This window comes from Paraburkholderia sp. NPDC080076 (assembly GCF_050281145.1).
Lineage (GTDB): Bacteria > Pseudomonadota > Gammaproteobacteria > Burkholderiales > Burkholderiaceae > Paraburkholderia.
The window spans coordinates 102,405-115,922 of record NZ_JBNNWQ010000009.1; the positions used below are offsets into that span (position 1 = coordinate 102,405).

Below are 13,518 nucleotides of genomic sequence, written 5' to 3' on the forward strand. Positions count from 1 at the left end.
GTTATGGAGCCGTGCATCTGCTCATTTGCTGCGCGCATTTCGTCGCGCCACACTCATGTGGATGAATCTTCGAAGGCGTGATGTTTATGCGGGTATGTGTACTTGGTGCGGGCGTGGCGGGTTTGACGAGCGCCTATCAACTCGCGCGAGACGGCCACGAGGTAACGATTCTCGAAGGCCGCGACGGCGCGGCGCTCGAAGCGAGCTTCGCGAACGGCGGCCAGTTGAGCTATAGCTATGTCGCGCCGCTCGCCGATCCATCGGTTCTGCCGCATCTGCCCGCATGGCTGCTGCGAAGCGATTCCGCGTTGCGTTTCGTGCCGCGTCTCGATCCGCAGCAGTGGCGCTGGTGCCTGTCGTTTCTGCTCGCCTGCCGCGGCGAACGCGCGCGTCAAACCGCCATTGAGATGCTGCAACTGGGCGCGTTGAGCCGCGCTACGCTGCACGATCTCGTGCAACGCGAAGCGATCGACTTCAACTACGTGCGCAACGGCAAACTCGTCGTGTACCGTGACGCGAATGCGTTCGATGCGGCACGTCGCAAGATGGCCTATCTGCAAACGGCCGGCTCCGATCAGCGTGCACTCGACGCCGCCGCCTGCGTGGCGCTCGAACCCGCGCTCGAGCGCGCGCAGCCGTTGCTGGCGGGCGGGATTCATACGCCGTCGGAAGAGGCGGGCGATTGCCACCGCTTCAGCGTCGCGCTCGCCGATGTGCTGAAAGCGCGCTACGGCGTGACGATTCACTACGTGACGCCGGTTCACTCGTTCGTCACCGAGCGCGGCTCTGCGGTGGCCGTGCGCACGCCGCAAGGCGAATGGCGCGCGGATGCCTTCGTGGTCGCGTTGGGCAACGGCAGCGCGCCGTTGTTGCGCGAGCTCGGCATGCGGTTGCCGATGTATCCGCTCACCGGCTATAGCCTCACCATTCCGGGCGCGCCCGGCCAGGCGCCGCGCGTGAGCGTGACCGATCTGCATCGCAAGGTGGTGTATGCGCCGCTCGGCGAGCGTTTGCGGATTGCCGGCATGGTCGAAATCGCCGGCATGCATGTCGCGCAACGCGAGCGGCGTCTGGCCTTGCTCAAGCGCCAGGCGCAGGAGATTTTCCCGAATGCCGGCGACTACGCGAAGGCGCAGACATGGTGCGGCCATCGGCCGGCCACGCCGGACAGCAAGCCACTCATCGGCGCCACGCCTTATCGCAATCTGTGGCTCAACACGGGACACGGCGCGCTCGGCTTCACGCTGGCGTGCGGCAGTGCGCGTGTGATCGCCGATGCGATCGCGGGCCGCACGCTGCCGCTCGACCTCGGCGCCTATGCATGGCAGCGCTAGCGCACAGTGCGTTGCATTACGCCGTCTTTACAGAACCACCACAACACGCCGCTTCGGCGCCACGAAAGGAGACCTCATGAAACTCGCTGTAGCCCTCACCACGATCGCCATCGCCACGACGCTTGCCGGCACCGCGCGGGCCGAAGAGACTAGCGCCACGCTGAAAAAAATCCGCGACACCGGCGTGATTTCGCTCGGCGTGCGCGAATCGTCGGTGCCGTTCTCTTACTACGATGAACAGCAGCAGGTGATTGGCTACTCGCAAGCCATCGCGCTGAAGATCGTCGACGAGGTGAAAAAGGAACTGAACCTGCCGAATCTGAAAGTGAAGGAAGTGCCGATCACGTCGCAAAACCGCATTCCGCTGGTGCAGAACGGCACCGTCGATATCGAATGCGGCTCGACCACGCACACCAAAGACCGCGACAACCAGGTGGCGTTTTCGAACAGCTTCTTCCAGTACGGCGTGCGCATGATCGTGAAGAAAAGCTCGGGCGTGAAGGACTTTCCCGATCTCGCCGGCAAGACCGTGGTGACCACGGCGGGCACATCCGAGGAACGCCTCTTGCGGCAGATGAACAACGAGAAGGGCATGAACATGCGCCTGATCAGCGCGAAAGACCACGCGGAATCGTTCCTCAATGTGAAGACCGGCCGCGCCGTGGCATTTGTGATGGACGATCCGCTGTTGTATGGTGCTAAAGCCAAAGAGGCGGACGCGGACGACTACCTGATCACCGGCACCTCGCCGATGTCCGAAGTGTATGGTTGCATGTTCCGCAAGGAAGACCCGGGGTTCAAGAAGCTCGCCGACGGCGTGATCGCCCGGCTGCAAACCTCGGGCGAGGCCGCGACCATGTACCAGAAGTGGTTCACGCAGCCGATTCCGCCGAAGGGCATCAACCTGAACTATCCGCTGTCGGCGGATATGAAGTCGCTGTTCGCGAACCCGAACGACCGCGCGCTGGATTGAGCGCCCGCTGAGCGTTTCCCGTGGCGCTTTCCACGCCGTCCGGTCCGGCAAGTTCGTGTGCGGCGGTCCGCATCATGCATCAACTGCACAAACGAGGAGACGTGCCGTGACGGAAACGGGAGTCAAGAAGGTCGCGCTGGTGACGGGCGCGGGCAGCGGGATCGGTCGCGCGTGCGCGCTCAAGCTGCTGGAACACGGTTATAGCGTCGTACTGGCTGGCCGTCGTCAGGCGCCGCTCGACGCCGTCGTTCAGGAGGCGCAGCCACTCGGCGGCGACGCGCTCGCCGTGGCGTGCGACGTCACCAACGCCGATAGCGTCGCCGCGCTGTTCGAGACGATCCGCGCGCGCCGCGGCCGGCTCGACGTGCTGTTCAACAACGCCGGCCGCAACGGTTCGCCAGTCGATATCGACGAACTCGATATCGACGAATGGCGCTCGGTGGTCGACACCAATCTCACCGGCGTGTTCCTGTGCACGCGCGCGGCCTTCGGTCTGATGAAAACGCAGAGCCCGCGCGGCGGGCGCATCATCAACAACGGTTCCATCTCGGCGCATGCGCCGCGGCCCAATAGCATTGCCTATACCGCAACCAAGCACGCCATCACCGGCCTCACGAAAGCCGTGTCGCTCGACGGCCGCAAATACGACATCGTGTGCGGGCAGATCGACATCGGCAATGCGGCGACGGAAATGGCCGAACGCATGGCGCGCGGCGTGCCGCAGGCGAACGGCGAAATCGCGGTCGAGCCGCTGATGGACGTTCAACACGTGGCGGACGCCGTGCTGCACATGGCGGAGCTGCCGCTCTCGGCGAACGTGCAGTTCATGACGATTATGGCGAGCAAGATGCCGTTCGTCGGGCGGGGGTGACGGCCGCGCGCGCGCCGGACGCAAAGAGCAAGCGGCGCGAGATCAACTTATACTGATCGCTTCCCGCCTCGATGGAAAGCGATTCGCCGTGCCCCGAGCCACACCCAAGGACGACCCGCAACCGGTGCCGCCCGTGCAGCCCGATCTCGACGACTGTTGTCATAGCGGCTGCAATCCGTGTGTTTTCGATCTCTACGACGACGCGCTCGAACGTTATCGAACCGCGCTCGCCGAGTGGCAGGCGCGGCAAGCGCAGCAGACGCCACATACGGCAACGCGGCAGAGCAAGTTGCGTTCGCACCGTTGAACGGCGCTCGAGATTTAGCCTTGAGACCGCCGCAGCCCTTCACCATGCCCCGTCATGACCGACCTTCAGTCCGCGCCGCTCGAACCCCTGAATGATTCGCACACGCTGGACGACCTGCATCGCTTCGTGCAGCGTTATCCGCGGCTGTTCGTGCTGACCGGCGCGGGCATCAGCACCGACTCCGGCATTCCCGGCTATCGCGACGACAATGGCGAGTGGAAACGCTCGCCGCCCATCACGGTGCAGGAGTTTCTCGGCACGCTCGCCATGCGCCAGCGCTACTGGGCGCGCAGCATGGTCGGCTGGCCGGTGGTCGCGCACGCGCAGCCCAACGCCGCGCATACCGCGCTGGCCCGGCTCGAAGCGGCCGGCCACGTGCCGACGCTGGTGACGCAGAACGTCGACGGCCTGCATCAGCGGGCGGGCAGCCGTGAGGTGATCGAACTGCATGGCGGCATCGATGGGGTGACGTGTCTGGACTGCGGCATGCAACACGCGCGCGCGTCGATCCAGCAGACCCTTGAAGCCGACAATCCCGCGCTCCTGAACGTGACCGCCGAAACCGCCGCCGACGGCGACGCGCATCTCGAATGGCACGATCTCGGCGGCTTCCGCATTCCGGCGTGCTCGAACTGCGGCGGCTTGCTGAAGCCGGCGGTGGTGTTCTTCGGCGAAAGCGTGCCGAAGGAACGCGTGGAGGCGGCCTCGCACGCGCTCGACGCGGCGGACGCCGTGCTGGTGGTCGGCTCGTCGCTGATGGTCTACTCCGGCTATCGCTTTTGCGTGTGGGCGCAGAAGCAGGGCAAGCCGGTCGTCGCGATCAATCTGGGGCGCACGCGCGCCGATCCGCTGTTGTCGCTGAAAATCGCCGCCCCGTGCGCTGCCACGCTGACCGCGCTGGCCGGCCGCCTGGCGCTGGATTAAACCGGTCACACCGATATAAAAAGGAATGCCGATGTTGACGACGATCGCGCAGCTCGAAGCCCTCTACGGTCAGCCGCACGAGCGCGCCGTGCGCAAAGAGATTTCATACATCAACGAGGACTATCGGGCGTTCATCGAAGTCGCGCCGTTCGCCGTGCTCGCGACCGCCGGACCGGAAGGCCTCGACTGTTCGCCGCGCGGCGACGCGCGGGGCTTCGTGCGCATCGTCGACGAACGCACGCTCGCGCTGCCGGACCGGATCGGCAACAATCGCCTCGACAGTTTGCGCAATATCATCGTCGAGCCACGGCTCGCGCTGCTCTTCATCATTCCGGGCGTCGGCGAAAGTTTGCGCGTGAACGGCCGCGGCCGTATTACCAACGATCCGCACTGGCTGGACAGTTTCGCCGTCGAAGGTAAACTGCCGCGCACCGTGCTGCTGATCGACGTGGACAGCGTCTATTTCCACTGCTCGAAAGCGTTGGTGCGCTCGAAACTGTGGGACCCGGCGCGGCACGTCGAACGTTCGCGGCTGCCGAGCGCTGGCGAGATTCATCGACGCATCAACGGCGTGCAGTTCGACGCGGCCACCTACGATCGCGAACTCGACGAACGCGTGCGCACGACCCTGTACTGAAACTGAAACCGAACCTGAACATGACAGATTCCCAATCGGCGTTGCGGCAACATTCGCCATCCGCTGAACGCAACCGCGAACCGATCCTCGCGGTGTTGCGTGCGGCGCTGCCGGTCACCGGCCGCGTGCTCGAAATCGCGAGCGGCACCGGCCAGCACGCAATCTGGTTCGCCCGCGCCATGCCCGGACTCGACTGGCAACCGAGCGACGCCGATGCCAGTGCGCGTGATTCGATCGCCGCGTGGACCGCGCACGAGGGGCTCGCGAACGTGCGCCCGCCCCTCGCGCTCGACGTGCATCAGCCGGACTGGCGCGTGGACACGCTCGACGCCGTGGTGTGCATCAACATGATTCACATCTCGCCGTGGAGCGCGGCGCAGGCGCTGTTCGCGGGCGCGAGCCGCCGTCTCGTCGATGGCGGTGTACTGTATCTGTACGGTCCTTACAAACGCGGCGGAGCGCATACTTCTCCGAGCAACGATGCATTCGATCAGCAGTTGCGCGGCCGCGATCCGGAATGGGGCGTGCGCGACATGGAAGCCGTGGTGGCGTTGGGCGCTTCAGTCGGACTCGTGTGCGACGAGCCGATCGCGATGCCGGCCAACAATTTCAGTCTGGTGTTCAGGAAACGCGCGGACGCGGCGCGGGTCTGACGAACGTCAATGCAGGTTAAGCGCGGGTTGGACGCGGATTCAACGCACTGAAAAGCGCCGCCGGGTGTCCGCCAACGAGCGGCAAGCTGGCATTTCTTTTATTCTTTCACCCTCGACGTCGCACTGACGTTCTTTCCGGCGCGGCGTCACGACATTTTTTGGACTCTGGAGAATTCACATGGGCAAACAGGCAATCGGCGTGGTGGGGCTAGCGGTCATGGGCCGGAATCTGGCGCTCAACATCGAGAGCCGCGGCCACGCGGTATCGGTGTACAACCGTAGCCGCGAGAAAACCGACGAACTCATCGCCGAATATCCGGACAAGAAGCTGGTGCCGGCGTTCACTTTGGAAGAATTCGTGGAGTCGCTGGAAAAGCCGCGCCGCATTCTGCTGATGGTCAAGGCAGGCGAAGGCACCGACGCCACGATCAACCAGTTGAAACCGCTGCTGGACAAGGGCGACATTCTGATCGACGGCGGCAACACGCATTTCACCGACACCATCCGCCGCAACCAGGATCTCGCGAAGTCAGGTCTGCACTTCATTGGCACGGGCGTGTCGGGCGGCGAAGAAGGCGCGCTGAAAGGTCCGTCGATCATGCCGGGCGGCCAGCGCGACGCGTACGACCTCGTGGCCCCGATCCTCACCGAAATCGCCGCGAAGGCGCCGGACGGCGAGCCGTGCGTCGCTTACATGGGGCCGGACGGCGCGGGCCACTTCGTGAAGATGGTGCACAACGGCATCGAATACGGCGACATGCAACTGATCGCGGAAAGCTACGCGGTGCTCAAGCAGGTGGTCGGGCTGTCGAACGAAGAACTCGGCAAGGTCTATACCGAGTGGAATCAGGGCGAACTCGACAGCTACCTGATCGAAATCACCTCGAAGATTTTCAGCAAGAAAGATGACGAGACCGGCAAGGATCTGGTCGACGTGATTCTCGATCGCGCCGCGCAGAAGGGCACCGGCAAGTGGACCAGTCAGAACGCGCTCGACCTCGGCGCGCCGCTGCCGCTGATCACGGAAGCCGTGTTCGCGCGCGTGCTGTCGTCGCTGAAGACGCAGCGCGTGGCGGCGAGCAAATTGCTGGAGGGGCCACAGGCCAGGCCGCTCGGCGTTGAACGCGACGCCTTTATCGAATCGGTGCGCCGCGCGCTGTATTTCAGCAAGGTGATTTCGTACGCGCAAGGCTTCGCGCAACTGCGCGCCGCCTCGGAAGAGTACAAGTGGGATCTGGACTACGGCACGATCGCGAAGATTTTCCGCGCCGGCTGTATCATCCGCGCCCGCTTCCTGCAAAAGATCACGGACGCTTATACGAAGGACAAGGCGATTGCCAATCTGCTGCTCGATCCGTATTTCCGAGATATCGCCAGGAATTATCAGGCGGCGTTGCGCGAGGTCGTGGTGGCAGCGGTCAACGCGGGCGTGCCGGTGCCGGCGTTCGCGTCGGCGATCGCGTATTTCGACGCGTATCGTTCGGAACGCCTGCCGGCGAACCTCGTGCAGGCGCAGCGCGATTTCTTCGGCGCGCATACGTTCGAGCGCATCGACAAGCCGGGCAGCTTCCACGCGAACTGGAGCTGAGCGTTTGAATCGCAGTCCGGCGCGCCCTTGCAGCAAGGCGCGCCGGGTTGTGAAAGCGCTTCAAACCCAGTTGATGAATTATTGCTGAAAGGCAGCGGACAGGTAGCGCGGCGGTTCGGTCCGTCTGCTACTGTTGCGAAATTCGAAATAGAGTTTCGTCGTTTTAGGGGTTTCCCCTAGGTGTCGACACTCCTAAACTTCTATTTAAGCGCTACGGCACAACAAGCCCACAGCGAATTAAAAAACAAGTTCTGGAGGTTTACATCATGAAGGCTCTTATCTCTGCAGTTGTCGTCGCCGCCGCTCTGGCCGCTCCTGTCGCTTCGTTTGCTCAATCGAATCAGCCGGTGACGCGCGCTCAAGTCCGCGCTGAACTGGTTCAGCTGGAAAAGGCCGGTTACAACCCGGTTGGCGATCACTTCGATTACCCGGCTAACATCCAGGCCGCCCAGGCACGTGTCGATGCGCAAAACGGCACCGCCCAGGCTGTGAACAGCGGCTACGGCGCACCGATCGCCGGCAGCTCGCAAGCTGGCCGTCCGGTGAGCAGCAACGACCGTAACTCGGTTTACTTCGGCAACTAATTTGCGCCGAAGCTGATGGAAATGCCGCCTGGCTCATAGGCGGCAAGCAAATAAAAACGCCGTCCGGATTGCCGGGCGGCGTTTGTCGTTTACGGCGCGGCGCGGGCGCCGGCATCCGACACGATGTCGGTGCGCGCTCGTCGACCCGCGGTCCTCAACGATTGGGCAAATGCGGGATCGCTTCGTTGCTCGTCAGATTGAGCTGATGAATCTGCCGATGCGCCTTGTTCAGATGCGCTTGGGCGGCCACGCGCTGCGCTTCCAGTTGCGACACCTCTTTGCGCACCTGATGTTGCCGGTTCGACACCGCCTGCTCGTGCGTGCCGCGCCTTTGCAGATCGCTGCGCAGCCGCTCGGCCTGCGCCTCGGAGCGCGCGATCATGCGCGCGAGCTGTTCGTTCTGCGCCTCGAGTTGGGCGCGGCGGGTTTCGCCGTCCGCGAGCCGCGTCGCCTGCTCCTCGAAATGATGGAAGGCGGTTTGGGCGGCTTCGAGATCGGTGGCTTTCAGTGCGCGCCACAGCGAGCCGTCCTCATACAGGGCGACGTAGTAGGTCAGTTCCTTGGCATGGAAGAGCAGGCTGACCGAATAGTCGAAGCTGCGGAATACGCGAAACGGCGTCAACGCTTCCTCTTCGGCGAGCCATTCGACTTCGGCGATGTCGGCAATCTGCACGCCGCGCACGCCGACCTGTGCCGGCACCACCGGCACCGGCCGCAAGGTGCTCACCGGACGAACCGGCCTCGGTGCCGCGTCCAGCGCCGCGGAGCCGGCGGACGAGTCGTCGGCCGCTGCCGGTTCGTCGTCGGACGAGGCGGGATCGGAGGCGCTCGCGCGCACGTCATGCACGAGATGCGACGGGCCTGCCAGCACGTGGCGGCGGTTCAGGAGACTTTTCACGGCGGTCCTCCGGTTGAGTCGCCCGAAATCCGCAAACGGCGCCGACAGTGAAGCGTGCCGGTTAGTCTGGCAGGCGAGCGGTGAGCGAAACATGGCGGACCGGCGGCGTCGGTGAACGGACGCCGGGGGTGCGCGGCAATACGGATGCAGCCCGGATGCAATCCGCGTGCGTGGCTCTAATGCAGCGTGCGATGCCGGCGGCCTATTTCATCGAATAATGCGCGGCTCGGTTCGAGGGCGAGCAGCCAGGATTCGTCGTAGCCGCTCAGATTGTCGAGCGCCTCGCGCAGCCGCTCGATCGCCAAAGCAGGAATCTCGACGCTCGCCTCCACGCCGCTCGACAATCCCGCAATGCTGGCCAGTTGGACGAGGGCGTCGGCGGCTTCGGCCACGTCGGCGGCGAAGACCAGGTGCGTGTTCAGCAACTCGACCAGACCAGGCGACGCCGCGACATCGTCGACGTGGAGTTGCACGGCCAGAAAAGTGGCTTTGTTCATTCTCAACCCCCTCGCGGAATCAATCGTTTTGCTTACGGCGCGTCGCGGCAGCATGACTGAGTATAGGCGAGGGCTCAAAGGATTCAATGCTCACACAAATCGGCCGCGCGGCCTGCTGACGACGGGCGAGCGGGCCAGCGCACCTATAATGGGGCCAGCCGGGAGGTGGTTCGCCCAAGGCCTGGCGGCCCGCTATGCACAATGGATCGCATGACTGGCCGGTGTCGTTTTTCTCAACTGCCTCGTGACCATGAAGATCATTCGCAGCAAGAATTTCACCGCGACGCGCGCCTGGGGCGCGCTCGATATCGCCAACATGGGCGGCATCACGACGCGCCTGCATTGGACCGATCAGCCTTATAAATGGCACGTCAACGACGGCGAGGAAGTGTTCGCCGTGCTCGATGGCCGCGTCGAGATGCGCTATCGCGAAGGCGGCGTCGAACAGTCGGCCATTCTGGAGACGGGCGACGTGTTCTACGCATCGGTTGGCACCGAACATGTGGCGCATCCGATCGGCGCGGCGCGCATTCTGGTGGTCGAGGCGCAAGGCAGCGTCTGAATGTTGGCGGACGGCCGATGCCATGCCGGCGCGGTTGTCGCCGCGCACGGCGGCATAATGGATAACCGTCGCCGCGCCCTCGAGACGAGCGGCACGGCAAATGCTTGGGCATCGATTGCATCCGATTGATTGAACAAAGTGTCGAGGAAAATCACATGACAAGACCATGGCAATTGACGGGGACCCGGTTGCTGGCAGCGGCCGCACTCAGCGTGATGTTCAGCGGCTGTACGACGATGCCGTGGGAGAGCACGCCGTTTTACAGCAGCACGCCTTCCGGCCCGACCACGCTCAGTACGGTTCCGGTTCCCGCCGGTTTCTACCGGGTCAATCCGGGCGACACGATCGGCGGGATTGCTTCGGCATATGGCCGCAAACCGCAGGAGGTCGCGGCGTGGAACGGCCTTGCGGCCAATGCCGCCGTTACGCCGGGCCAAGTGCTGCGAGTCTCTCCGCCAATGGCCTCGGGCAGTGTCGTGACGCCGCCGGTCGCCGTCGGGCCGACCGGTCCCGCTACGCCCGGCGCGCCCCCGGCATCCGCCGGACCGCAGCAAGGCGTGTTGCAATGGCCGGTCCGCGGCCCGGTGCTGAGAGCCTTCGCGCCGGGTAAATCGAACGGCATCGTAATCGGCGGGCGTGCGGGCGATCCGGTCAAGGCAGCCGCTACCGGCCGCGTCGTCTATGCCGGCTCGGGTATCGAGGCGTACGGCCCGCTCATCATCATCAAGCACGACGACTCGCTGATCACCGCCTACGGGCAGAACAGCACGCTGCTCGTCAAGGAAGGCGACGCGGTCGCGCAGGGGCAAACCATCGGTGAAGTCGGAGTGGATAGCCGCGGTGTCGCGTCGATCCAGTTCGAGGTCCGCCAGAACGGCCAGCCGGTCGATCCGCTCGCGTGGCTGCCCAAGTCGGGCGGCTGAAGCTTCTTTTTAGCGCGATTTCAGCGCCGCGTTAATTGAATATACTGTGTGGCTAAACTGCCGGCGCCGTGTCCGCCCGTCGATACCGACGGCGCGGTGCGTCGACCGGCTGTCATAGGCTGTCATTCACAGGCGCACAGGAACACACAATGATCGATTTACGCAGCGATACCGTAACCCGTCCAACGCCGGCGATGCTCGCGGCCATGACGGCCGCCGAAGTCGGCGACGACGTCTGGGGCGACGACCCCACCGTATTGCGTTTGCAGGCCACGCTCGCCGAACGCACCGGCAAGGAGGCCGGCCTGTTCTTCCCGAGCGGCACGCAAAGCAACCTGGCGGCCTTGATGGCGCACTGCGCGCGCGGGGACGAATACATCGTCGGCCAGTTGGCGCACACCTATAAGTATGAAGGCGGCGGCGCGGCGGTCCTCGGCAGCATCCAGCCGCAGCCGCTCGAAAATGCCGCGGACGGCTCGATCCCGCTGGAGAAGATCGCTGCCGCGATCAAACCCATCGACAACCACTTCGCGCGTACGCGACTGCTGGCGCTGGAAAACACCATCGGCGGCAAGGTGTTGCCGGCGGGGTACGTTGCCGAGGCGGTGCAGCTTGCGCGTCAGCACGGCCTGTCCGCTCACCTCGACGGCGCGCGTGTCTACAACGCGGCGGTCGCGTCGGGCAAGCCGGTTGCGGCGTTGTGCGAGCCGTTCGATTCGGTCTCGGTCTGTTTTTCGAAGGGATTGGGCGCGCCGGTCGGCTCGGTGCTGGTCGGCAGCCGCGCGCTGATCGACGTTGCGCACCGCTGGCGCAAGGTGCTGGGCGGCGGCATGCGTCAGGCCGGCGTATTGGCGGCGGCTTGCTTGTACGCGCTGGATCACAACGTCGAGCGCCTCGCCGACGACCACGCACACGCCGCGCATCTGGCCGCAGGTCTGGAGGCCATCGACCAGGTCAAAGTGCAGTCGGTCGCCACTAATATGGTGTTTGCGCAGTTTCCGCAGCAGCACTGCGCGCAGCTCGAAGCATGGCTCAAGGAGCGCGGCATTCTCACGCAGATGCTGTATGCGTCGCGATTCGTGACGCATAAGGACGTGTCGCGTGGGGATATCGATACGTTTATCGCCGCGGTGAAGGGGTATTTCGCGGCGCGGTGATGTTTGGGCGGAGCGCGGTCGAACTTGAGTTTTTAAGCGGCCGCGCTCGCAAAAGTCTGGGCGCAAAGTTGGCCGGCAATGCGCGGCGAAGACTGAGGCACGGGAACGCCGCGTATCAATGCCGCTGGCAACAGCCGCAAAGCCGGATCGCAAGGCGAGGCGCCGAACAAAAGCAGCAACGAAAATCAGCAAAACAAAGCGGACGCACTGTCACCCCAGCGCGCCCGCTTTTTCATTTCATCGACGCTTTCGCATGCGCCCCCGACCGATGCGACGGCGCCAGCAAACGCAGGCCGCTCGCGAGGCTCGCCGCGCCCGCAAAGAAAGCGCCGGTGCTCAGCGCCAGCGTCGGCCCATGCCGGCCGGCAATCCCGAAGCTCAACGCGACGAGCGCCGCGCCGGTGGTCTGCCCAAGCAGCCGCGCGGTCGCGACAATGCCGCTTGCGCCGCCGCTGCGCTCGGGCGGCGCGCTCGCCATCAACGCCTTCAGGTTCGGCGACTGGAAGAAACCGAAGCCCGCGCCGCAAATCGCCATGCGGATGCCGATGTCGAGAACGTGCGGATGCACCGGCAGGAGCGCCAGCGACGCCATCCCCGCCGACATCACCGCGAGACCGATCGCGCCGAGCAGTCCCGGCGGATAGCGGTCGGACAGGCTGCCCGCCAGCGGCGCGGCCAGCGCGACCACCACGGGCCACGGCGTCATCAGAAAGCCGGTTTCGACCTGGCTGCGATGCAGCACGTCCTCGAAGTAGAACGGCAGCGAGACGAACGCCAGCCCTTGCGCGGCGAACGAGCAAACCGCCGTCACCGCCGACAGCGCGAACACCGGCCGCTTGAACAGATCGACGGGCAGCATCGGCGCCGGATGGCCCGCTTCGCGGCGAATCAGCAGCAGACCGAACACCACGGCAATCGCCGCCGCGCCCAGCACCAGTTGCGTCGAGGCGCGCTGGGCCGCCTCGCCGAGCGCGAAGATCAATGCGGCGAAGGTGATGACGTTCAGCAGCGCCGCGACCGGATCGAAGTTGTGTTTGCCGCGCTCGGTGTGCGGCAACGCCGGGCACGCGAATCCCAACGCCAGCAGACCGAGCGGCACGTTGACCGCGAACAGCCACGGCCACGCGGCCACGGACAGAATCAGCGACGCCACCGTCGGCCCGACTGCGAACGACACGCCGACGATCAGCGCGTTGGTGCCCAGACCGCGTCCGAGCCGGTGCGGCGGAAACAGATAGCGGATCAGCGCGGTGTTCACGCTCATGATCGCGCTCGCGCCGAGGCCTTGCAGGACGCGCGCGGCGGCCAGCAGCGGCAGCGTCGTCGCTAGCGAGCACGCCAGCGACGCCAGTGTGAAGAGCGCAATGCCGCCGATATAGATCCGCCGATGCCCGACGATATCGCCGAGCGCGGCGAGCGGCAGTAGCGTCGCGACCATCGCGAGCTGATACGCATTGATGATCCACACCGACGCCGCCGGTGCCGCATGCAGGTCCGCGGCAATGGCGGGCAGCGCGGTGTTGGCGATGGCGGTATCGAGCGTGGCGAGCGCGACGGCGAGCATGATCGCGGCCATCGCGCGGCGGTTGGCGGCGGACATCGGAACGTCC

At 64.8% G+C, this 13,518-nt stretch carries 15 protein-coding genes; 12 read left to right on the plus strand and 3 right to left on the minus strand.

What is annotated here, in order from left to right; genetic code table 11:
* Positions 1–86 precede the first annotated feature (86 nt).
* The 9 genes from ACQKRQ_RS30290 to ACQKRQ_RS30330 all read left to right on the plus strand — a co-directional run bounded on the left by ACQKRQ_RS30290 (position 87) and on the right by ACQKRQ_RS30330 (position 7,871).
* A complete protein-coding gene (locus tag ACQKRQ_RS30290) occupies positions 87–1,334 on the plus strand; it encodes a D-amino acid dehydrogenase (RefSeq protein ID WP_427481242.1) in 1,248 nt (415 codons plus the stop codon).
* 76 nt (positions 1,335–1,410) lie between these two features.
* Positions 1,411–2,307: a glutamate/aspartate ABC transporter substrate-binding protein gene (locus ACQKRQ_RS30295; RefSeq protein WP_132382160.1), complete on the plus strand. Its 897-nt coding sequence runs from the start codon at positions 1,411–1,413 to the stop codon at positions 2,305–2,307.
* Positions 2,308–2,413: 106 nt separating this feature from the next.
* Complete coding sequence (locus tag ACQKRQ_RS30300) at positions 2,414–3,178, plus strand: SDR family oxidoreductase (RefSeq protein WP_132382162.1); 765 nt, start codon at positions 2,414–2,416, stop codon at positions 3,176–3,178.
* A gap of 88 nt (positions 3,179–3,266) precedes the next feature.
* Positions 3,267–3,485 carry an oxidoreductase-like domain-containing protein gene (locus ACQKRQ_RS30305; RefSeq protein WP_427481243.1) on the plus strand — a complete coding sequence of 73 codons (219 nt, stop codon included), beginning with the start codon at positions 3,267–3,269 and terminating at the stop codon, positions 3,483–3,485.
* Between the two features lie 54 nt (positions 3,486–3,539).
* On the plus strand, positions 3,540–4,409 hold the full coding sequence (locus ACQKRQ_RS30310; RefSeq protein ID WP_132382166.1) for an NAD-dependent protein deacetylase: 870 nt from the start codon (positions 3,540–3,542) through the stop codon (positions 4,407–4,409).
* A 31-nt stretch (positions 4,410–4,440) separates the two neighbouring features.
* On the plus strand, positions 4,441–5,046 hold the full coding sequence (locus ACQKRQ_RS30315) for a pyridoxamine 5'-phosphate oxidase family protein (protein WP_427481244.1): 606 nt from the start codon (positions 4,441–4,443) through the stop codon (positions 5,044–5,046).
* Between the two features lie 20 nt (positions 5,047–5,066).
* Complete coding sequence (locus ACQKRQ_RS30320; protein ID WP_427481246.1) at positions 5,067–5,699, plus strand: DUF938 domain-containing protein; 633 nt, start codon at positions 5,067–5,069, stop codon at positions 5,697–5,699.
* Positions 5,700–5,877: 178 nt separating this feature from the next.
* Complete coding sequence (gndA, locus tag ACQKRQ_RS30325; protein WP_132382172.1) at positions 5,878–7,287, plus strand: NADP-dependent phosphogluconate dehydrogenase; 1,410 nt, start codon at positions 5,878–5,880, stop codon at positions 7,285–7,287.
* Between the two features lie 266 nt (positions 7,288–7,553).
* Entirely contained in the window at positions 7,554–7,871 is a 318-nt protein-coding gene (locus ACQKRQ_RS30330; protein ID WP_132382174.1) for a DUF4148 domain-containing protein, read from the plus strand.
* A 154-nt stretch (positions 7,872–8,025) separates the two neighbouring features.
* Here the strand turns inward: ACQKRQ_RS30330 and ACQKRQ_RS30335 are convergent, their stop codons facing one another.
* The gene (locus tag ACQKRQ_RS30335) at positions 8,026–8,769 is read right to left on the minus strand and encodes a DUF2968 domain-containing protein (protein WP_427481247.1); all 744 of its coding nucleotides are present in this window, start codon (positions 8,767–8,769) and stop codon (positions 8,026–8,028) included.
* Between the two features lie 176 nt (positions 8,770–8,945).
* Positions 8,946–9,266: a hypothetical protein gene (locus tag ACQKRQ_RS30340; protein WP_132382178.1), complete on the minus strand. Its 321-nt coding sequence runs from the start codon at positions 9,264–9,266 to the stop codon at positions 8,946–8,948.
* A gap of 250 nt (positions 9,267–9,516) precedes the next feature.
* On the opposite strand from ACQKRQ_RS30340, the gene ACQKRQ_RS30345 reads away from it, so the two are divergent.
* The 3 genes from ACQKRQ_RS30345 to ltaE all read left to right on the plus strand — a co-directional run bounded on the left by ACQKRQ_RS30345 (position 9,517) and on the right by ltaE (position 11,908).
* Complete coding sequence (locus ACQKRQ_RS30345; protein WP_427481248.1) at positions 9,517–9,828, plus strand: cupin domain-containing protein; 312 nt, start codon at positions 9,517–9,519, stop codon at positions 9,826–9,828.
* Between the two features lie 155 nt (positions 9,829–9,983).
* A complete protein-coding gene (locus ACQKRQ_RS30350) occupies positions 9,984–10,751 on the plus strand; it encodes a peptidoglycan DD-metalloendopeptidase family protein (RefSeq protein WP_427481249.1) in 768 nt (255 codons plus the stop codon).
* A 149-nt stretch (positions 10,752–10,900) separates the two neighbouring features.
* The gene (gene ltaE / locus ACQKRQ_RS30355) at positions 10,901–11,908 is read left to right on the plus strand and encodes a low-specificity L-threonine aldolase (protein WP_427481250.1); all 1,008 of its coding nucleotides are present in this window, start codon (positions 10,901–10,903) and stop codon (positions 11,906–11,908) included.
* Positions 11,909–12,140: 232 nt separating this feature from the next.
* Here ltaE and ACQKRQ_RS30360 read toward each other — a convergent pair whose 3' ends face one another.
* Positions 12,141–13,508, minus strand: coding sequence for an MFS transporter (locus ACQKRQ_RS30360; RefSeq protein WP_427481402.1), 1,368 nt, complete (start codon positions 13,506–13,508; stop codon positions 12,141–12,143).
* Between the last annotated feature and the right edge of the window lie 10 nt (positions 13,509–13,518).

Bases quoted from the DNA above. Each gene is read 5' to 3' on its own strand.
- ACQKRQ_RS30290 (WP_427481242.1), top strand. From the start codon at position 87: ATGCGGGTATGTGTACTTGGTGCGGGCGTGGCGGGTTTGACGAGCGCC.
- ACQKRQ_RS30295 (WP_132382160.1), top strand. From the start codon at position 1,411: ATGAAACTCGCTGTAGCCCTCACCACGATCGCCATCGCCACGACGCTT.
- ACQKRQ_RS30310 (WP_132382166.1), top strand. From the start codon at position 3,540: ATGACCGACCTTCAGTCCGCGCCGCTCGAACCCCTGAATGATTCGCAC.
- ACQKRQ_RS30315 (WP_427481244.1), top strand. From the start codon at position 4,441: ATGTTGACGACGATCGCGCAGCTCGAAGCCCTCTACGGTCAGCCGCAC.
- ACQKRQ_RS30320 (WP_427481246.1), top strand. From the start codon at position 5,067: ATGACAGATTCCCAATCGGCGTTGCGGCAACATTCGCCATCCGCTGAA.
- gndA (WP_132382172.1), top strand. From the start codon at position 5,878: ATGGGCAAACAGGCAATCGGCGTGGTGGGGCTAGCGGTCATGGGCCGG.
- ACQKRQ_RS30330 (WP_132382174.1), top strand. From the start codon at position 7,554: ATGAAGGCTCTTATCTCTGCAGTTGTCGTCGCCGCCGCTCTGGCCGCT.
- ACQKRQ_RS30340 (WP_132382178.1), bottom strand. From the start codon at position 9,266: ATGAACAAAGCCACTTTTCTGGCCGTGCAACTCCACGTCGACGATGTC.
- ACQKRQ_RS30345 (WP_427481248.1), top strand. From the start codon at position 9,517: ATGAAGATCATTCGCAGCAAGAATTTCACCGCGACGCGCGCCTGGGGC.
- ACQKRQ_RS30350 (WP_427481249.1), top strand. From the start codon at position 9,984: ATGACAAGACCATGGCAATTGACGGGGACCCGGTTGCTGGCAGCGGCC.
- ltaE (WP_427481250.1), top strand. From the start codon at position 10,901: ATGATCGATTTACGCAGCGATACCGTAACCCGTCCAACGCCGGCGATG.
- ACQKRQ_RS30360 (WP_427481402.1), bottom strand. From the start codon at position 13,508: ATGTCCGCCGCCAACCGCCGCGCGATGGCCGCGATCATGCTCGCCGTC.